The organism is Thermococcus eurythermalis, assembly GCF_000769655.1.
GTDB classification, from domain to species: Archaea; Methanobacteriota_B; Thermococci; order Thermococcales; family Thermococcaceae; genus Thermococcus; species Thermococcus eurythermalis.
On sequence record NZ_CP008887.1, the window covers coordinates 1175110 to 1194375 of the forward strand.

Below are 19266 nucleotides of genomic sequence, written 5' to 3' on the forward strand. Positions count from 1 at the left end.
CTTTACCTCCTCTTTATCTTCCTTATGCGCTTCTCCTTCCTTATGAGGGTCGCTTCGCCGCCCGCTTCCTTTATAACGCGGAGTATCTCGTCCGCTATGCTCTCAAGGACTTCCTCGGCCTTGTAGTAGTCTGGTGCAGTTATGTCAATCCTGTAGCGCGGGGCGCCCTGGTAGGTGAACTTGACGTCAATGTCCTTCTCTTCGTTTGCCCTGTCGCGGGCCCTTATGAGGGCCTCCTTGATTATCTCGATTCCGTTGGGCTTCGGGACGGTTATCTCGAACTCGGCATCGATGGTGACCGTCGGAATCTCGACGTAGGCCTCGATGATGGGCTTCAGGGCCTCAATCCACTCATCTGGGATAAGTCCCTGCAGAACCTCGATGCCGTTCTGGGCGGCGTCCTCAAATGCGGCGTAGACCTCACCGTACTCTTCTTCGAGGGGAACCCAGACCTCTCTCCAGGCCGTCTCGAAGTCCTTGCCGAGCTTTTCGGCCGCCATCTTGAGAAGGTTCTCGGCCTTCTGGGCCCTCTTGTACTCCTGGAGCTTGGCCTTCCTCTGCTGCTGGTTTACCCTCTTGAGGCTCAGGTCTATGTGGCCCTTCTCGGGGTCAACGCGGATGACCTTGACAACTACCTTCTGCCCCTCCTTCACGTAGTCCCTGATGTTCTTGACCCAGGTTGGAGCGACCTCGCTTATGTGCATGAAGCCCTCTTTACCGGGATACTCGTCAAGGGAAAGGAACGCTCCATACGGGTGGATGTTCTTGACGGTAGCAACGACAAACTCTCCCTCTTCGGGAAACTCCTTGGCTTTCCTTGGCATGAGAATCACCTCTAAATTTTTCTCTCCGAGAGGTTTACAAGAAGAGGTTTTTAAAAGTTTGGCGGAAGGAAAAAGGAAGGGAATCACTCAAGGACGTCGAGAATCTTCGCCTTGATGACGCCCTTACCGCCGGTCGGCTCGACGAGCGTTGCACCGCAGACCAGGCACCTGACCTTGGTCGCCGGGTGGCTGAAGACTATCTGCTCGTTGCCGCAGTCTATGCACTTGACGCGGAGGAACCTGCTCCTCGGCATCGGGATGAGGTTCTTCGGGAGCGCCATGCGTCACACCTCCACGAGCTCGAACTTCTTAACACGGAAGCCCTTTCCTCTGGTGTGGGCCTTGCCGCAGACGGTGCAGCGGAAGCGGAGGTCGAGCTTCTTGACCGGCTTCTCCCTTCCGGCCGGGTTCGGCCTCGGGAAACCGCGGTAACCCTTGAGGATTCTGCGGAAGCGCCTCTGACCCTGGCTGAGCTCGCTCCTTGGCCTCTTCTTGACCTTCTCTACCTTGTGGATGGTGTGCTTCTTACAAAACGGACAGTAGGTTCTTATCTGCTTCGGGTACTTCATCTCACCCACCTCCACGAACGGCCCGGTGGGTTCCTTCTTGGATACCCCCGAGCCATGAGCCGATGATTAGCTCGGATTTCCCGTTTGAGGTGGTGTTTAAAAAGCTTTTTCTCATCTCCGAAACTTTTAAATACTAAATGTTACTAAAAAGTAGCGGTGATGGAAGATGGGGAGGATTATAGACACGGTCAGGGAAGTGAAGAAGGTTGAGGAGAGGGCCGAGAAGGACTACAAAAAGCTTCTCAACGAGCTCAACAAGCCAGAGTACGCCGATTTGAGGGGTCTCATTCTGAGGCTTACCATAGACACAATCTTCCACAAGCGGCTGATGGAGGCCCTTGAAAAAGCCCACGAGGAGGCCATTGAACTTCTGGAGGAGTATGCCGCTGAAAGGTCTAATGAGGACTTCGTGTTAATCCCCGGTGTCCCGACTATCAGCATGCCCCTGGGGTTCGGCCCGATCGGGGCCAGGGTTCCGCCTGAGGACGTAATCGAGGAGTACCTCAAGGACTTTCCGACCGAAGTTGTCCTCCCGCACAACGCCAAGAAGCTGGTCGAGCTCCTCAAAAAGTACGCAGATGAAGAAAAGAAGATGAAGGATCTCTATGACAGGATAGCGAGGACGGCCTTCCACCCGGTCGTGAGGGAGCTGGCGAGGGAAATCAAGAGGAACGAGGAGCAGCATGAGACCCTCGTCAGGGGCCTGCTTGAGAAGTGCTCTAAAGGCTGAGCACCAGGGAGACGGCAAAGGGGACAACTGCGGTTAGAATGAAACCGTGGACGAAGGCAACCAATGCCACCTCCCTTCCCCCGAATTTCGTTATTAGCGGCAGGGTCGTGTCCATTGTCGTTGCACCACCCATTACAACGGCCTTTTCTGGGTCGACCTTCTTTATGACGACCGGATAGAACAGAATCGTCAGGATTTCCCTCATCAGGTTGGCAAGAAAGCCGACTGCACCGTAGACCGCCGAGTACTGGGCTATCAGCGGGCCCGTCAGCGAGTACCAGCCGCACCCGGCCCCTATTGCCAGCCCCCAGCGGGGGTTTATCCCAAGGAGTAGAGATGCCAGAAGGCCCCCAAGTACTGAGCCAGTTAGGGCGACAATGGGTAAGATGAGGGCCTTACGCCCGACCTTCCTGAGCTCTTCAGCTTTGAAGTTCAGCCCGATGTCTATGCCGATTAGGAATATCAGGACGTAGAGCATCAGTTCGTAGGCGTTCCCGAAGTCCGGGGCGAAAAAGTGTCCAACTAGTATTCCTGCCACGAGGGACGTGAGAACCGGGTAGAGAAACCTCATTTGGCCACCTCCGCTAAAAGAAGGCTGCCCGCCACAGTGAAGACGGCAAAGATTGTGGAGACTCCGAAAAGCCAGAGGCCGTCAACGTGAACTTCGCCGGTCTTAACACCCAGGAAGAAAATCATCGCGAGTAGGGCGACGCTTGTAGGTATCTCCAGGTTGGGCTTCTTTCCGGCCCTTTTGAGCAGGTATCCCAGCAGGAGACCGGCGAGGAGCGGAATGAATATGTTCATGGTCGTGAGTCCTTCTCCGGGGTTGATAAAAGTATCGAATGGGCTCGGAGGGTGTTCACGTCATCATCTGTGAGCCCTCAGTTTGCTTGCTATTCTTCATCGCCCTTGGTGGCTTTGGAAGGGGGGTTTTAAACGTTTCCCGAAAATTCATCGCCGTTTGGCAGTTTTTGATGAAACTTTGAGGCCCAAGGTTTTTATGATGTGGACTTCAACATTCAACCGGTGATCCTAATGGTCCGTCCAGCCGAGAGGGCTATGGGTGTTGAGTACGCTATCAGGGACGTCGTCCTACCCGCAAGGGAGCTCGAAAAGAGGGGAATAAAGGTCATCAGGCTCAACATAGGCGACCCCGTGAAGTTCGACTTCCAGCCGCCGAAGCACATGGTAGATGCTTACTGCAAGGCCCTCCAGGAGGGCCACAACTACTACGGCCCGAGCGAGGGCCTGCCCGAGCTTAGGGAAGCGATAGTGGAGCGCGAAAAGAGGAAGAACGGCGTTGATATAACCCCCGACGACGTCCGCGTTACCGCGGCTGTTACCGAGGCCCTCCAGCTCATATTTGGCGCGCTTCTGAACCCCGGAGAAAACATACTCGTCCCAAGCCCGAGCTACCCGCCGTACACCGGCCTCGTCAAGTTCTACGCTGCCGAGCCGAGGGAGTACCTCACCGTTGAGGAGAACGGCTGGCAGCCTGACATAGACGACATGAGGAAGAAGATTGACGAGAAGACAAAGGCCATAGCCGTCATAAACCCCAACAACCCGACCGGAGCGCTCTACGAGAAGAAGACCATCAAGGAGATCCTCGACCTCGCGGGCGAGTACGGCCTGCCCGTCATAAGCGACGAGATATACGACCTCATGACCTACGAGGGCAAGCACGTTTCCCCCGGCTCGCTCACCAAGGACGTCCCTGTCATCGTCATGAACGGCCTCTCCAAGGTCTACTTTGCCACAGGCTGGCGTCTTGGCTACTTCTACTACGTTGATCCAGAGGGCAAACTCGACGAGCTCAGGGAGGCGATAGACAAGCTCATGCGCATAAGGCTCTGTCCAAGCACTCCAGCCCAGTTCGCGGCAATAGCCGGTCTTACCGGCCCGATGGACTACCTTGAGGAGTACATGGCAAAGCTCAAGGAGAGGAGGGACTACGTCTACAAGCGCCTCACCGAGATTCCGGGAGTCAGCACCGTCAAGCCGCAGGGAGCGTTCTACATCTTCCCGAGGATCGAGGAGCGCTCGAAGTGGAAGAACGACAAGGAGTTCGTTCTCGACGTCCTCAACGAGGCCCACGTGCTCTTCGTCCACGGCTCTGGCTTCGGAGAGGCCGGCGAGTGGCACTTCAGGATAGTCTTCCTCCCGCCGGTCGAGATACTCGAGGAGGCCATGAACCGCTTCGAAGAGTTTATGAGAAAGAGACTCGCGGAGTGAACCTCCAATTTTCCTTTTCTATTCATAAAAATGAGATTAACCGCCGGAAACGACTGGAATTACCTCGACCTGCGCCCCGTCTTCAACTCTCTCGTCTTCGAGGGCTATTCTTCCGTTGACCCTTGCTATGGCGCTCTCGGTGTTGAATCCGACCTCTTTGAGCAGGTCCTTGACAGTCATGCCCTCTCTCCACTCGACTTCCTTCTCAATCCCCCTTCCCAAGACTTTCACCTTAATCATCGCGCATCACCTCATGTGTAGAGCACAGTCCGCTTAAAGATGTCCCTGTGGTTTCCAAAGGCCTCAAACATTCTCCCTGAGTACGTCTCGACCGCTGATTCGAGGAGCTTGTTGAGGTTGTAGTTTATCTCTTCGCCCATCGGCATGTAGAGCGGTGCTGGCTCGTAGTAGTCCATTCCTTTAAGGAGCGACGTTGAGAAGTACCAGAGCGTTTTCTTAATTTTTCTGCCTCTAACAGGGGAAAAGCTGGCCTCACCTCCTCCGAATGACGCGTGGAGGACGATAATCTTTTCGACTTCTACTCCCCTGTTGAGGAGCCTCCTCCTCTCCGTGCTCTCCAGGTCAACTATCCTGTACCCGCTTCTAGTTGTTTCGTCGTAGTCTACTGAGACGCCGTAGATGTCCTCAATCCTAGGGTCGTAGACTAGAACCTCCGTCCCTCCGATGACGTAAATTTTTCCCTCACGGGCCTCAACTACAGTGTTCTCTGTGCTGAGGACGTCCAGACCTTCCGAGACTGCTATTGCTGACATAGTGCTCTTTCCGGTGTGGGGGTAGCCGACGAAAAGGACTGCCCTTCCGTCGGGGTTCATAACGCTTACAGAGTCCGTCATAAAAATTCTGCCCTTGCGCGCGCCGGCCCTTGCGGCCGCCTGGAGGAGGAAGAACACCGGTGCCTCGTTCTTGTATGCCGCGGGAACCCCCGACTCAAGCTTGTAGCGGTCCTTTCCGTTCACGTCGTACATGGAGCTGAAGACCCTGAAGGATTCCCCTTTAAAGCGCTCTATGAGAATGTCGGGCCTTATCTCCGCCCTGAGGACGTCCGGGAGGTAGCGCCGGGCAAAAAGTGTCCTAAAGCCGTCAACGAAGCCGTCGTCGAGCTCTCCACTGAAGAGAACACCGACTCCTCCGATGCTCAGCATTGTCATCAGCGACCCTTGGGCGGGAAGGTTATAAATCCTTCGTCGGAGAATTTTTATAGCCAGTCGTCAATCAGAGAGAGTATGGCAACTCTCATCATAGCTGAGAAGCCCAACGTCGCGAGGAAGATTGCCTACGCGCTGGCAGAGGGCAAGCCCGTGAGGAAGACGATAGGAAAGGTTAGCTATTACGAGTTCACCCGCGACGGAAAGAAGATAATAGTCGCCCCTGCCGTTGGCCATCTCTTCTCACTCGCTCCGAAAACGAAAACCTACGGCTATCCGGTTTTTGATATCGAATGGGTGCCAGTTTACGTCGCTGAGAAGGGCAAGAGCTACGCGAAAGACTACATCAAGGCCTTAGCTACCCTCGCGAAGAAAGCTGATGAGTTCATAGTCGCCTGCGACTACGACACCGAGGGAGAGGTTATCGGCTACACCGCTCTGAAATACGCCTGCGGTGTTGATCCTTCAAAAGCAAAGCGCATGAAGTTCTCCGCTCTCACCAAAAAAGATCTCCTCAAGGCCTGGTACAACCTCGAACCGACGATAAACTTCGGGATGGCCGACGCTGGAATAGCGCGCCACGTTTTGGATTGGTACTGGGGCGTGAACCTCTCAAGGGCCTTAACCTCGGCAATAAAGCGCGCCAGCGGAAAGTGGATGGTTCTCTCGACTGGTAGGGTTCAGGGGCCGACGCTCAAGTTCCTCGTCGAGCGGGAAAAGGAAATCCAGAACTTCAAGCCTACTCCATACTGGGTCATCAAGATGCTCCTTGAGAAAAATGGGGAGCAGTATACGGCCGTCTATGAGAAGGAGCGCATTCTTGATGAAAACGAGGCAAAGCGCATCGTCGAGGAGGCGAAGAAGGGCCCGGCCTTTGTTGAGAAGGTTGATGTAAAACAGCAGAACAGGAACCCGCCCGTCCCCTTCGACCTCGGAACTCTCCAGAGGGAGGCATACTCCGCCTTCGGCTATTCCCCGAAGAAGACTTTAGAGCTCGCGCAGAAGCTGTATGAGAAGGGTTACACGAGCTATCCGAGGACAAGCTCCCAGAAGCTCCCCAAGAACCTCAACTTCCGCTCCATTATCCAGAACCTTGCCAAGCTTCCTGAGTACAAGCCCTTCGCCCACGAGCTTTTGGGCAAGGAGAAGCTCAAGCCCGTCGAGGGCAAAAAGGAAGACCCTGCGCACCCTGCAATATATCCGACGGGGGAGCTCCCCAAGCAGGGTGAGCTTACGAAGGACGAGGCCAACCTTTACGACCTCATCGTCAGGCGCTTTTTAGCCCTCTTCATGGAGCCGGCCGTTAGGGAGATAATGAAGGTCATAATAAATTCAAACAACCACCGCTTTATCCTGAGCGGGGCAAGAACCCTTAAAGAGGGCTGGCTGAAAGTCTACGGCAAGTACGTCAAGTTCGATGAGGTAATCCTCCCTCCATTCAATGAGGGCGAGCCGGTTAAGGTAATCCAGATAAAGCGCGAGAAGAAGAAGACGAAGCCGCCGGCGAGGTATTCTCCAGCGGCAGTTATAAAGAAGATGGAAGACCTCGGCATCGGGACTAAGGCAACGCGCGCGCAAATCCTTGAGACCCTCTACCAGAGGGGCTACATCGAGGGCAAGAAGAAGATAAAGGTCACCCCCCTCGGCATGCGCGTCGTGGAAGCGCTTGAGAAGAACGTGCCGGACATAGTGAGCGTCGAGCTGACGAGGGCCTTCGAGGAGAAGATGGAGGAGATAATGGCCGGGAAGGCGAAGAGGGACGAAGTCATTGAAGAAAGCAAGGAGCAGCTCATCAAGATACTCAAGGTCTTCAAGGAGAAGGAGCTCGACATCGGGGAGATGCTCCTTGAGACCACAGGAACGGGAGTCACCACGTCAAAAACTAATGCCAAAAAGGCCGGTGCGGTAAAAGAGCTCACCGAAGAGGGAGAGAAAGCAGTTGAAAAAGCCGTGGATACAGGGAAGCGGAAAAAGCCCCTTGTGGTTGGAAAGTGCCCCAAGTGCGGCGGCGACCTAGTAATCCGCTACAACAGGAAGACGGGCAAGCGCTTCGTCGGGTGTTCCAACTGGCCGAAGTGCAACGTCACCTATCCAATCCTCCAGCGCGGAGAGGTTATCCCGACCAACAAGACCTGCTGCAACGGTGCCCCGGTCGTGAAAATCCGCGAGAAGAACCGGGAGTATGAGATCTGCCTCGATATGAACTGCAAGGACTGGAAGCGATAGCCTTATCTCATCTTACGGAGAGTCTGTATTATGTGTGCCGCCATGGAAGACTGGGAGAGGACTGCCAAAGTCCTGCTGGCCAACGCCCGCGAGTTCCTTGAAATGCTCCGATACGAGGTTCGGCTGGACGAGGTGACGCTGGAGAGCCTGCTCGAAGTCCAGTCCACCTTCGTCCTCGGCCTGGCCGATGCAAGCCTCTACGCATTCTCCCTGGAACGCGACGAGCTGGTCGAGAGGGCGTACAGGCTTTTCTTGGAGGGGCTTGACGTCCTCAAGGTGGGGCACCTCTTCATAAACGAGCCGGAGCTCGACCTCTGGCTTTCCCCGCTGAGGGACATGGACCCCGAGAAGGGCTTTTCGCTCGACAGGCGCTTTTCCCTGCTCGGCGAGCTGAAGCCGACGATGGTCTGGGCAAACCGCGTGGTCAAACTCAGAAACGCCCTCCACGGAAGACCAGTCAAAGATCCGCTTAGGAACATCGGCTACGGGATAGACGAAAACGACAGGCGCTTTCCAGCCCTCCTAAGGGTAGTTAGGAGGCTTTACACGCTTTATCCTGCCCCAATTGATGAGACTGCCCGGTTTCTGGCCCTTGAGCTCGGCATTGGGCTCGATGAAAAGCCCCTTGAGTGCTCGGACGGGACGTGTGAGGAGATAAGGGAACTGCCGGACGTTTCGGACTTCAGAAAGACGGTCTCCGGTGACCTTGAGCTCTACTACCTCATCGAGAACCCCAAGGGAATAAACTCGCCGTGGGGGAGCGTGAGCGTCGGAAGGGCCAGGGAGATAGTTGTGTTCTCAAAGAAGAAGGGAAAAGGGTTCAGGCTCAGAGAAGGCTTTTGAGGAGCTTTATCCTCCTCGGGCTGAGGATGACCTTCGGGTGCCTGAGGAGAGCCTTTATGACCTCCCCGTAGTCACCGCCGGCTATCTTCTCGGTATCGGCACCGCTAAGCACCTGTATGAAGATGTCTAAGTCTTCGTCGGTGAGCTTTTCTGTAACGCGCCTGACCTTGAGGACTTTCTCAAGCCTCTTTCCGTCGGTCTCCCACCACTCCCTGGTGTAGTTCTGGAGGAGGGAGATGTTCTCCTCTTCAAGGGCCCTGACGATCCACTTGCTCGCTATCGTTGCGGCGTTCATCGCTTCACCCATTCCACCGCCGTGCATCGGATTGACCTGTCTTGCCGCGTCGCCAACAACGACCACGTTGTCCTTTGCGAGCTCCTTAACGAAACCGCCGACCGGGACGATGCCGACGTTTACCTCGAGGAGCTTCTTTGCCGGGATGTTGTTCTCCTTAAGCCATTTGTCGAGGTAGTACTTTGCAGTCTTCGGGTTGTCGGAGTTGATGCCTATGCCAACGTTTGCCCTGTCTTCGTCCTTCGGGAAGACCCAGACGTAGCCCCTCGGAGCGATTTCGTTGCCGAACCAGAGGTGTATCAGGTCTGGGTCAAACCCCTCGATGAGCATCTCGTACTCGTAGCTTGAGTCGAACTCGTGGGGCGGGGCGTAGGTGTTTATGCCCGCTTTCCTCGCTATCGTGCTCTCCACACCATCGGCCGCGACAATAACATCAGCGTAAATCTCAACGGGCTCGCCCTCGTGCTTGGCTTTGATTCCAGCTATTTTTCCGTCCTTCCTTATGACGTCCGTCGCCTCAGTTCTCGCGAGAACGTCGGCACCAGCCTTGGCGGCGTAGTAGGCGAGCATCTTGTCGAAGACCTTCCTCTCCAGAATGACGCCGCTAACTTCCTTGTACCTCATCTCGAGCTCGTATCCGCTCGGGGAGTAGAGCTTTGCACCGTAGATTTCACGGTTGATGAAGCGCTTATCGTAGGGGATGTCATACTTTTCAAAGACCTTGATGCTTATGCCCTCGGCGCACTGCTTGGGGGTGCCTATCGCAGGCTTCTTGTCGATAAGGAGGACAGAAAAACCGGCTCTGGCTACGTTCCTCGCCACTATCGGGCCGGCGATTCCGGCACCGACAACGACGACATCGTATTTCCAGCTCATTCGCTCACCTCCAAGGGTTCGGCACTGAGCGCCCCAACCGGACAGGCGTCTATGCATATCCTGCAGCTTATGCACTTGTCCGGGAGGAACTCCCAGCCGCTTGAGTGGACTTCAATCGCGAGGGCGGGGCACACACCGGCACAGCCCCCGCAGAGATAGCACTTGTCTTCGTTCACGATTATTTTAATTTTCTCAGCCATCGCTTTCACCGCCGAGCTTTTGTCTAAGTCTTTCTCTGTCGATTTTAATAGTGTTGTCTTTTATTATTAACGGCACGAACTTATCCAGCTCCTGGGCCTTGACCAGGACTTCCCTCTCCTTGAGGTTGAGCCTGTCGCTGAGCTCCTCAACGGTGGCCTCCCCGGAGAGGAGGATGTAGTGCAGTATTGCGAGCTGGGTCATGTCTCCTATTTCCCTGAGGTAGTGCTCCTTAAGCTCCTTCATGAGCCTGTCGCGCCTGCTTTCCACAGCCTGGAGAACCTGGAGTATCTTTTCAAGCTCTCCTGTCAGCTCAAGGAACGAGTCTATTATCTGCGGAATGTTCTCGTGCTCTGTTGGTATGTGTGTCAGGTCAATCTCCGCCTTTTCAAGGGACGGCTCCCCGAGGTCAAGCCCACGGTACCAGAAGATGTTTGGGGTTACGGTGGTAACGTAAGTCTTTGAGATTGCAATGTCGTAGTACTTTCTCGCTGGGCCTATGAATGGGCCCTCCTTCTCGTATGACTTCAATATGCCCTCGCGCTCCATGATTTTAAGGTGCTTGGCGACAGCCGTTGATGACACGCTAACTTTACTGCTGAGGAGGCTGAAGTAGCACTCGGTGCAGGTGAGGTGACTGAGCAAATCGCGCCTCACCTTATTTCCTAATATGTAAAATATGTCTGGTTCAGTCATGACCTACACCACCCAAATTTGTGACGTAAAGCTTATATAGTGAACATTTAACCTTAGGTTGCAAACCTGGAGGTTAAACCCTCTGGCGGGTATTGTGCTCGAAACGTTATAAACCTTTAGCTATGGAGGTGTTTGGAGATGGGACTGATTAGCGACGCTGACAAGAAGGTTATAAAGGAGGAGTTCTTCTCCAAGCTGACCAACCCTGTCAAGATTATCGGGTTCATAGGCAAGGACCACTGCCAGTACTGCGACCAGCTGAAGCAGGTCGTCCAGGAGCTCAGCGAGCTCACCGACAAGCTCACCTACGAGTTCCACGACTTCGACAGTGAGGAGGGCAGGAAGGTAGCCGAGCAGTACAGGATTGACCGCGCTCCAGCGATTACTATAACCCAGGACGGCAAGGACATGGGCGTCAGGTACTTCGGTCTCCCGGCCGGCCACGAGTTCGGTGCTCTGCTTGAGGACATCGTTGATGTCAGCAACGCCACCACAGACCTCATGCAGGAGACCAAAGAGGCCATCGCCAACGTTGAGAGGGACGTCAGGATACTCGTCTTCGTCACCCCTACCTGCCCGTACTGCCCGCTCGCCGTCAGGATGGCCCACAAGTTCGCCATCGAGAACACCAACGCCGGCAAGGGCAAGATACTCGGTGACATGGTCGAGGCCATCGAGTATCCGGAGTGGGCCGACCAGTACAGTGTCATGGCCGTCCCGAAGGTCGTCATTCAGGTGGACGGAGAGGACAAGGTCCAGTTCGAGGGTGCCTACCCCGAGAAGATGTTCCTTGAGAAGCTCCTCGCGGCTCTGGAGTGAGCCCTCTTTTTATCCTCTCCTCGAGAGTAAGCCCGAGGAAGGTGTCTTTTCGTACTCGCGATTCCGAATGAACAATCAAATACATCAAGGAACCGAAACGGGCCAAAAACCGGTTCTTAAACTTTACGCAACCAATATAAAGCCTCCTGACAGAGATAATTCTCGAAAAGCTTATATACCCGAACCTTCAGGTGGGGGTAGTGATATCGTTCTAATAAAAAACGTTAAGGGGGCAATTCTCGGTGGCGGCGAAAAAAGAATTTAACATATTTGATCACGTGCTGGTTCCCGAGCACAGAATACTGAGCGAGGAGGAGAAGGAGGAGCTCCTCAAGAAATACAGGATTAGGATTTCCCAGCTCCCGCAGATCAAGGCTTCTGATCCGGCAGTCGTGGCCCTGGGGGCCAAGCCGGGCGACGTCATTGAGATAAGGAGGAAGAGTCCCACGGCGGGTTACTACTACTATTACCGTCTTGTCGTGGAGGACTGAGTTTTAGGGGTGAGAGTTTATGGGTAGAGGAGTTACTGTTAACGAGTCCACTCTAACTCCGGACGAGCTCTGGCTCGTTATGGAGTCCTACTGGAAGGAAAAGGGTCTCGTGAGACAGCACCTCGATTCTTACAACGCGTTCATTGACCACGGCCTTCAGGAAGTCGTAAACGAGTTTGGCGGGGTCAAGCCAGACATCCCCGGCCTTGAGGTCAAGTTCGGAAAGATTAGGATCGGCAAGCCCGAGTTCCAGGAGGCCCAGGGCCAGAGAAGGCCGCTTTACCCCATGGACGCCCGTATCAGGAACCTCACCTATTCGGCACCGCTTTACCTTGAGCTTATCCCCGTCGTCAATGGCATCGAGCAGGAGCCAGTCGAAGTTCGCATTGGGGAATTGCCGATAATGCTCAAGTCCAAGGCCTGTAGGCTCTACGGCCTCAGTGACGAGGAGCTCATAAAGCTCGGCGAGGACCCGAAGGACCCCGGAGGATACTTCATTATCAACGGTTCTGAGAGGGTTATCGTCTCTATCGAGGATCTGGCCCCGAACAAGACCCTCGTTGAGCGCGACGAGAGACAGAACAAGGTCGTCGCCAAGGTGTTCTCCTACAGGCACGGTTACAGGGCCCTCATAACCGTTGAGAGAAAGAAAGATGGAATCCTTTACGTTTCTATCCCGAACGTCCCCAAGCCGGTCAAGTTCGTCTACGTGATGAGAGCCCTCGGTCTCCTCAGCGATAAGGAGATAGTCGAGGCAGTGAGCGACGACCCGAGGATCCAGCAGGTTCTCTTCGACAACCTTGAGGACGCCAGCGACATCAGGACTCAGGAGGAAGCTTTGGATCTCATAGGAAGGCTCTCCCTTCCGGGCCAGCCGAAGGAGTACAGGCTCAAGAGGGCCGAGCACATTATAGACAACAACCTTCTGCCCCACATGGGCGTCGAGCCCGAAAACAGAAGGGCCAAGGCCTACTACCTCGGTATGATGGCCCTCAAGGTTCTGGAGCTTTCCCTCGGCCTCCGTGACGAGGACGATAAGGACCACTACGCCAACAAGAGGCTCAAGCTCGCTGGAGACCTCCTCAAGGACCTCTTCCGCGTCGCCTTCGGCCAGCTCGTCAAGGACATGCAGTACCAGATGACCAAGACATACCAGAGGAAGGGCGAGCGCTACACCTTTGAGAACGTTCAGCGCTTTGTGAGGAACTCGATAAGGCCGGACGTCCTCAGCGAGAGGATTGAGCACGCGCTTGCGACCGGTGCCTGGCCCGGCGGAAGGACCGGTGTGAGCCAGCTCCTTGACAGAACCAACTACATCTCAACGCTCTCCCACCTGAGGCGTGTGACCTCACCGCTCAGCAGGGACCAGCCGCACTTCGAGGCCCGTGACCTGCACGGAACCCACTGGGGAAGAATCTGTCCGACCGAGACTCCTGAAGGTCCGAACTGTGGTCTCGTCAAGAACCTCGCCCTCATGTCCCAGATTACCACCGGAATCCCCGAGAAAGACGTCCGCGAGTACCTCATGAAGCTCGGTGTTGTTTCAATCGAGGAGAAGAGGCCGGCTCCAGGTCTCTACCGTGTGTACCTTAACGGTGTCCTCATCGGAACGATTGAGGACGGTAAGTCCCTCGTCGAGAGGATTAGGGACGACAGGAGAAGCGGTAAGATAAGCGACGTCATCAACGTTGCCCTCTACGAGGACGAAGAGGTTAAGGAAATTTACGTCAACAGCGACGACGGTAGGGTTAGGAGGCCCCTCATCATAGTCGAGAACGGCAAGCCCAGGCTCACCCGCGAGCACATCGAGGGCATAAAGAACGGCCAGCTTACCTGGAGCGACCTCGTAAAGATGGGAGTCATTGAGTACCTTGACGCTGAGGAAGAGGAGAACGCCTACGTTGCCACCTGGCCGTGGGAGGTCACCGAAGAGCACACACACCTCGAGCTGATGCCGGCCGCGATACTCGGTATACCTGCTTCGATCGTCCCGTATCCGGAGCACAACGCCGCTCCGCGTAACACCTACGGTGCCGGTATGGCCAAGCAGAGCCTCGGTCTCGGATGGGCCAACTTCAGGATTCGCGTTGACACCCGCGGTCACCTCATGCACTACCCGCAGGTTCCGCTCGTCAACTCGAGGATAATGAAGGCCGTTGGTTTCGAGGAGAGGCCAGCCGGTCAGAACTTCGTCGTTGCCGTCCTCAGCTACGGCGGTTACAACATGGAAGATGCAATCATTATGAACAAGGCCTCCATCGAGCGCGGTCTCGCTCGTTCGACCTTCTTCAGAACCTACGAGGCCGAGGAGAAGAGATATCTGGGTGGTCAGAAGGACACCTTCGAGGTTCCAGACCCGACCATCCAGGGCTACCTCGGTGAGAAATACTACCGCCACCTTGACGAGGACGGTCTCATCTTCCCTGAGTCCAAGGTTGAGGGCAAGGACGTCCTTGTCGGAAGGACTTCACCGCCGAGGTTCCTTGAGGAGCAGAGCGGTCTCGGCGGAATGGCCCTCCAGGGGAGAAGAGAGACCAGCGTCACCGTCAGGCCGAGCGAGAGCGGTATAGTTGATAAGGTCATCGTGACTGAGACCGGAGACGGAACCAAGCTCGTCAAGGTTACCGTCAGGGACCTCCGTATCCCAGAGCTCGGTGACAAGTTCGCTTCAAGGCACGGTCAGAAGGGTGTCATCGGTCTCATCGTCCCGCAGGAGGACATGCCCTGGACCGAGAGCGGTATCGTTCCAGATTTGATAGTCAACCCGCACGGTATCCCGAGCCGTATGACCGTCGGGCAGCTCATCGAGGCAATAGGCGGAAAGGTCGCGTCCCTCACAGGAAGGAGAGTTGACGGTACCGCGTTCATCGGTGAGCCGGAGGAGAGGCTCAGGAAGGAGCTTGAGGAGCTCGGCTTCAAGCACAGCGGCAGGGAGGTCATGTACGACGGCATAACCGGAAGGCGCCTTGAGGCTGATATATTCGTCGGCGTCATCTACTACCAGAGGCTCCACCACATGGTCGCCGACAAGATGCACGCGCGCTCAAGAGGTCCGGTTCAGGTTCTCACCAAGCAGCCGACCGAGGGTAGAGCGAGGGAAGGTGGTCTCAGGTTCGGTGAGATGGAGCGTGACGTCCTCATCGGACACGGAGCGGCAATGCTCCTAATCGAGCGTCTCCTCGAGGAGAGCGACAAGACAGAGGTGCTGGTCTGTGAGAACTGCGGACACCTTGCACTTGAGGACAAGCGCAGAGGAAGGGTCTACTGCCCGGTCTGTGGCGAAGAGGAGAGAATAAGCAAGGTCGAGATGAGCTACGCGTTTAAGTTGCTCCTCGACGAGTTGAAGGCTATGGTGATTAGGCCGTCCCTCAGGTTGAAGGATAGGGTGTGAGAGCCATGCAGTCGATGAAAAAGGTCATCGGGAGTATCGAGTTTGGAATACTCTCACCCCAGGAAATCAGAAAGATGAGCGCCGCCGAGATCACAGTTCCAGATACCTACGACGATGACGGTTACCCAATAGAAGGCGGCCTTATGGACAAGAGGCTCGGTGTCATTGACCCCGGTCTCAGGTGTGAGACCTGTGGAGCAAGGGCCGGCGAGTGTCCGGGCCACTTTGGCCACGTCGAGCTCGCGAGACCGGTCATTCACGTCGGCTTCGCCAAGACCATTCACCGCGTCCTTGAGAGCACCTGTAGGGAGTGCGGCAGGATAAAGCTCACCGACGAGGAAATAGAGGAGTACATGAAGAAGTTTGAGGTAATGGGCGACCGCAAGAAGGCCAAGGACAAGCTGATCAAGGAAATCCACAAGAAGGCCAAGGAGAGAATGGTCTGCCCGCACTGTGGAGCGCCGCAGTTCCCGATTAAGTTCGAGAGGCCGACCATCTACTGGGAGCTCAGGAAGGACGAGGAGGGCAACGAGTACAAGCACAGAATGATGCCGAGCGAGGTGCGCGACAGGCTTGAGAAGATACCCGACAAGGACCTGCCGCTCCTCGGCCTCCACCCGGAGAAGTCCAGGCCGGAATGGATGGTTCTCACAGTCCTCCCGGTTCCGCCGGTCACAATGAGGCCGTCCATCACGCTTGAGAGCGGTATCAGAGCCGAGGACGACCTCACCCACAAGCTCGTTGACATCATCCGTATCAACAACAGGCTCAAGAGCAACATCGAGGCCGGTGCGCCGCAGCTCATCATCGAGGATCTTTGGGACCTCCTCCAGTACCACGTCACCACCTATATCAACAACGAGACCTCCGGAATTCCGCCGGCAAAGCACAAGAGCGGAAGGCCCCTCAAGACCCTTGCCCAGAGGCTTAAGGGTAAGGAGGGCCGCTTCCGTGGAAACCTCAGCGGTAAGCGTGTTAACTTCTCGGCCCGTACTGTCATCAGCCCCGACCCGATGATAAGCATAAACGAGGTCGGTGTCCCGCTCGCCGTAGCTATGGAGCTCACCGTTCCGGAGAAGGTCACCGAGTTCAACTACGAGAAGCTCAAGAAAATGGTGCTCAACGGTCCCGAGAAGTATCCTGGAGCCAACTACGTCATCGACCCAGAGGGGAGGAGAATCCGCCTCATGGAGAACAACCTTGAGTTAATAGCCGAGAAGCTCGACATCGGCTGGACTGTCGAGAGGCACCTCCTCGACGGAGACATAGTCCTATTCAACAGACAGCCGTCCCTCCACAGGATGTCCATCATGGCCCACCGCGTTAGAGTAATGCCGTACAGAACCTTCCGCCTCAACCTCGCCGTCTGTCCGCCCTACAACGCCGATTTCGACGGTGACGAAATGAACCTCCACGTGCCCCAGACCGAGGAGGCCCAGGCTGAGGCCAAGATACTCATGGAGGTTCAGAACCACATCATCTCTCCGAGGTACGGTGGCCCGCTCATCGCTGGAATCCAGGATCACATCTCCGGTGGCTACCTGCTCACCCGTGAGGGCGCCTACTTTACCCGCCTAGAGGTCGAGCAGATGCTCATGTTCGCCGGCATTGATGTCAAGGAGCTCCCCAAGCCGGACAAGGTTGAAAACGGCGTTGAGCTCTGGAGCGGGAAGACGATATTCTCACTCCTGCTTCCTGAAGACCTGACTATCTGGTTCCGCAACAAGCTCTGCGACGAGCCGGAGCGCTGTGAGGCCCTCGAGAAGCTCATCGAGGAGAAACTCATTCCAAGCGAGGAGGAGGTTAGGGCTTTAGCGTACGACGGCTTTGTTTATATACAGAACGGAAAGCTCCTCAGCGGTGCCATAGACAAGAAGGCCTACGGTAGAGAAGACGGAAAGCTCCTCGACATCATCGTCAGGGAGTACGGCGTCGAGAGGGGCAGGCAGTTCCTTGACCAGGTCACCAAGCTGGCTATCTGGGTCATCACCCACAAGGGCTTCACTACTGCCATAGACGACGAAGACCTCCCACAGGAGGCCCTCGACAGGATTAGGGAAATCATTCGCGAGGCTGAGGAGAGGGTTAACAGGCTCATTGAGGCATACAAGCGCGGCGAGCTTGAACCGCTCCCGGGTAAGACCCTTGAGGAGACCCTTGAGAGCAAGATTATGGCAGTCCTGGCCGAGGCGCGTGACAGTGCCGGTAAGGTCGCCGAGAGGTACCTCGGTATGAGCAACCACGCGGTCATCATGGCCAAGACCGGAGCGAGGGGTAAGATACTCAACATCACCCAGATGGCGGCGATGCTCGGTCAGCAGTCCATCCGTGGTAAGCGTCTCTACCGTGGCTACCGCGGAAGGGTTCTCACGCACTTCAGACCGGGTGATTTGGGAGCGAGGGCGAAGGGATTCGTCATCAACTCCTACAAGAGCGGTCTTACGCCACAGGAGTACTTCTTCCACGCAATGGGTGGACGTGAGGGTCTCGTTGACACCGCAGTTAGAACTGCCCAGAGCGGTTACATGCAGAGGAGGCTCATCAACGCACTCCAGGACCTCAAGGTGGACTACGACGGAACGGTCAGAGACCCGACCGGAATCATCGTCCAGTTCCGTTATGGTGAGGACGGAGTTGACCCGATGAGGAGCTGGGGAGGCAAGACGGTTGACCTCGACAGGGTTATAATAAGAACCCTGTTGAAGACCCGCGCCAAGGGGTGATGCTCATGGTATCCGACAAGACCATAAGGAGCCTTGTTGAGCGTGCTGACCTTCCAGCGAGCGTTAAGGAAGAGCTCTACCAGAAGCTCGTGAAATACAACGAGAAATACAAGCTCAAGAAGTCAGAGGTTGAAGCGATAATCGAGGAGACCGTGAAGGAGTACCAGAGGGCCCTCGTTGAGCCCGGAGAGGCGGTGGGTACCGTTGCGGCGCAGTCCATCGGTGAGCCTTCAACGCAGATGACCCTCAACACCTTCCACTACGCGGGTGTCGCAGAGATTAACGTCACTCTCGGTCTGCCAAGAATCATCGAGATCGTTGATGCCAGAAAGAACCCGTCAACCCCAATCATGACCGTCTACCTCGACGAGAATCACCGCTACGACAGGGAGAAGGCCCTCGAGGTTGCGAGGCGCATTGAGGGTACCACCCTTGAGAACCTCGCGAGGGAGGAGACGATAGATATACTTAACTTCGAGTACGTCGTCGAAATTGACCCCGAGAGGCTTGAGAAGGCTGGACTTGACATGGAGAAAGTTAAGAGGAAGCTTGAGAGCTCGTTCAAGAGCGCCGAGTTTGAGGCTGAAGGATACACGCTCATAGTAAGGCCGAAGAAGGTAACGAAGCTCTCAGACCTCAGAAAGCTTGCCGAAAAGGTTAAAAAGCACCGCCTTAAGGGTCTCTCGGGCGTCGGGAAGACCATCATAAGGAAGGAAGGCGACGAGTACGTGATATACACCGAGGGCTCAAACTTCAAGCAGGTGCTCAAGGTTCCTGGCGTTGACCCGACCAGGACGAGGACGAACAACATCCACGAAATCGCCGCAGTGCTCGGAATCGAGGCCGCGAGGAACGCCATCATCGAGGAAATCGTCAGCACCATGCAGGAGCAAGGTCTTGAAGTTGATGTCAGACACATCATGCTCGTCGCTGATATGATGACCCTCGACGGTGTCATCCTGCCGATAGGCAGGCATGGTATCGTCGGGGAAAAGGCTAGTGTACTCGCCAGGGCGGCCTTCGAGATTACAACACAGCACCTGTTCGAGGCCGCCGAGAGGGGAGAAGAAGACCCGCTCAACGGTGTCGTTGAGAACGTCCTCATAGGCCAGCCCGTCCCTGTCGGTACGGGAATCGTCAAGCTGGCAATGAATCTCCCCCTGAGACCGAAAAGGGAGTAGGGA

19 protein-coding genes are annotated in these 19266 nt (G+C 55.6%); 9 read left to right on the forward strand and 10 right to left on the reverse strand.

Features of this window, described 5'->3' with window-relative positions:
• Nucleotides 1-2 precede the first annotated feature (2 nt).
• From TEU_RS06355 to TEU_RS06365, 3 genes are all read right to left on the reverse strand, one after another.
• Nucleotides 3-824 (reverse strand): translation initiation factor IF-2 subunit alpha, encoded by an 822-nt coding sequence (locus TEU_RS06355; RefSeq protein WP_050002974.1) that lies wholly within the window; start codon nt 822-824, stop codon nt 3-5.
• An 83-nt stretch (nt 825-907) separates the two neighbouring features.
• Nucleotides 908-1105 carry a 30S ribosomal protein S27e gene (locus tag TEU_RS06360; RefSeq protein WP_050002975.1) on the reverse strand — a complete coding sequence of 66 codons (198 nt, stop codon included), beginning with the start codon at nt 1103-1105 and terminating at the stop codon, nt 908-910.
• Between the two features lie 3 nt (nt 1106-1108).
• The gene (locus tag TEU_RS06365) at nt 1109-1393 is read right to left on the reverse strand and encodes a 50S ribosomal protein L44e (protein WP_050002976.1); all 285 of its coding nucleotides are present in this window, start codon (nt 1391-1393) and stop codon (nt 1109-1111) included.
• Between the two features lie 166 nt (nt 1394-1559).
• Between TEU_RS06365 and TEU_RS06370 the strand changes: the two genes are divergently transcribed.
• Nucleotides 1560-2123 carry a hypothetical protein gene (locus TEU_RS06370; protein ID WP_050002977.1) on the forward strand — a complete coding sequence of 188 codons (564 nt, stop codon included), beginning with the start codon at nt 1560-1562 and terminating at the stop codon, nt 2121-2123.
• Here the strand turns inward: TEU_RS06370 and TEU_RS06375 are convergent.
• The gene (locus TEU_RS06375; RefSeq protein WP_050002978.1) at nt 2113-2694 is read right to left on the reverse strand and encodes a lysine exporter LysO family protein; all 582 of its coding nucleotides are present in this window, start codon (nt 2692-2694) and stop codon (nt 2113-2115) included. The genes TEU_RS06370 and TEU_RS06375 overlap by 11 nt on opposite strands.
• Nucleotides 2691-2927, reverse strand: coding sequence for a hypothetical protein (locus TEU_RS06380; protein WP_050002979.1), 237 nt, complete (start codon nt 2925-2927; stop codon nt 2691-2693). Before TEU_RS06380 ends, TEU_RS06375 begins: the two co-directional genes overlap by 4 nt.
• Before the next feature lie 231 nt (nt 2928-3158).
• On the opposite strand from TEU_RS06380, the gene TEU_RS06385 reads away from it, so the two are divergent.
• A complete protein-coding gene (locus tag TEU_RS06385) occupies nt 3159-4358 on the forward strand; it encodes a pyridoxal phosphate-dependent aminotransferase (protein WP_050002980.1) in 1200 nt (399 codons plus the stop codon).
• 36 nt (nt 4359-4394) lie between these two features.
• On the opposite strand, the gene TEU_RS06390 is transcribed toward TEU_RS06385, so the two are convergent.
• Together TEU_RS06390 and TEU_RS06395 are read right to left on the reverse strand one after the other, a co-directional pair.
• Nucleotides 4395-4598 (reverse strand): MoaD/ThiS family protein, encoded by a 204-nt coding sequence (locus TEU_RS06390; protein WP_050002981.1) that lies wholly within the window; start codon nt 4596-4598, stop codon nt 4395-4397.
• 11 nt (nt 4599-4609) lie between these two features.
• On the reverse strand, nt 4610-5521 hold the full coding sequence (locus TEU_RS06395) for a hypothetical protein (RefSeq protein WP_050002982.1): 912 nt from the start codon (nt 5519-5521) through the stop codon (nt 4610-4612).
• Nucleotides 5522-5602: 81 nt separating this feature from the next.
• Here TEU_RS06395 and topA point away from each other — a divergent pair, with 81 nt between their 5' ends.
• Entirely contained in the window at nt 5603-7750 is a 2148-nt protein-coding gene (gene topA, locus TEU_RS06400) for a DNA topoisomerase I (protein ID WP_050002983.1), read from the forward strand.
• Nucleotides 7751-7792: 42 nt separating this feature from the next.
• On the forward strand, nt 7793-8593 hold the full coding sequence (locus TEU_RS06405) for a hypothetical protein (RefSeq protein ID WP_050003949.1): 801 nt from the start codon (nt 7793-7795) through the stop codon (nt 8591-8593).
• Here the strand turns inward: TEU_RS06405 and TEU_RS06410 are convergent.
• Genes TEU_RS06410 through surR form a run of 3 tightly spaced genes read right to left on the reverse strand, consistent with a single transcriptional unit; the run spans nt 8577 to nt 10658 of the window.
• Nucleotides 8577-9764 carry a geranylgeranyl reductase family protein gene (locus tag TEU_RS06410; RefSeq protein WP_050002984.1) on the reverse strand — a complete coding sequence of 396 codons (1188 nt, stop codon included), beginning with the start codon at nt 9762-9764 and terminating at the stop codon, nt 8577-8579. The two genes, TEU_RS06405 and TEU_RS06410, sit on opposite strands and share 17 nt — an antisense overlap.
• On the reverse strand, nt 9761-9964 hold the full coding sequence (locus TEU_RS06415; RefSeq protein WP_050002985.1) for a DUF362 domain-containing protein: 204 nt from the start codon (nt 9962-9964) through the stop codon (nt 9761-9763). The genes TEU_RS06410 and TEU_RS06415 overlap by 4 nt, the downstream gene beginning before the upstream one ends.
• The gene (gene surR, locus TEU_RS06420) at nt 9957-10658 is read right to left on the reverse strand and encodes a sulfur metabolism transcriptional regulator SurR (RefSeq protein WP_050002986.1); all 702 of its coding nucleotides are present in this window, start codon (nt 10656-10658) and stop codon (nt 9957-9959) included. Before surR ends, TEU_RS06415 begins: the two co-directional genes overlap by 8 nt.
• Nucleotides 10659-10796: 138 nt before the next feature.
• On the opposite strand from surR, the gene pdo reads away from it, so the two are divergent.
• From pdo to rpoA2, 5 genes are all read left to right on the forward strand, one after another.
• The gene (pdo, locus tag TEU_RS06425) at nt 10797-11477 is read left to right on the forward strand and encodes a protein disulfide oxidoreductase (RefSeq protein WP_050002987.1); all 681 of its coding nucleotides are present in this window, start codon (nt 10797-10799) and stop codon (nt 11475-11477) included.
• A 242-nt stretch (nt 11478-11719) separates the two neighbouring features.
• Nucleotides 11720-11968 (forward strand): DNA-directed RNA polymerase subunit H, encoded by a 249-nt coding sequence (locus TEU_RS06430; RefSeq protein ID WP_050002988.1) that lies wholly within the window; start codon nt 11720-11722, stop codon nt 11966-11968.
• A 19-nt stretch (nt 11969-11987) separates the two neighbouring features.
• Nucleotides 11988-15359, forward strand: coding sequence for a DNA-directed RNA polymerase subunit B (locus tag TEU_RS06435; RefSeq protein WP_050002989.1), 3372 nt, complete (start codon nt 11988-11990; stop codon nt 15357-15359).
• 5 nt (nt 15360-15364) lie between these two features.
• Nucleotides 15365-18082 carry a DNA-directed RNA polymerase subunit A' gene (locus tag TEU_RS06440; RefSeq protein ID WP_050002990.1) on the forward strand — a complete coding sequence of 906 codons (2718 nt, stop codon included), beginning with the start codon at nt 15365-15367 and terminating at the stop codon, nt 18080-18082.
• A 5-nt stretch (nt 18083-18087) separates the two neighbouring features.
• Nucleotides 18088-19263: a DNA-directed RNA polymerase subunit A'' gene (gene rpoA2 / locus TEU_RS06445; protein WP_050002991.1), complete on the forward strand. Its 1176-nt coding sequence runs from the start codon at nt 18088-18090 to the stop codon at nt 19261-19263.
• Nucleotides 19264-19266: the final 3 nt, after the last annotated feature.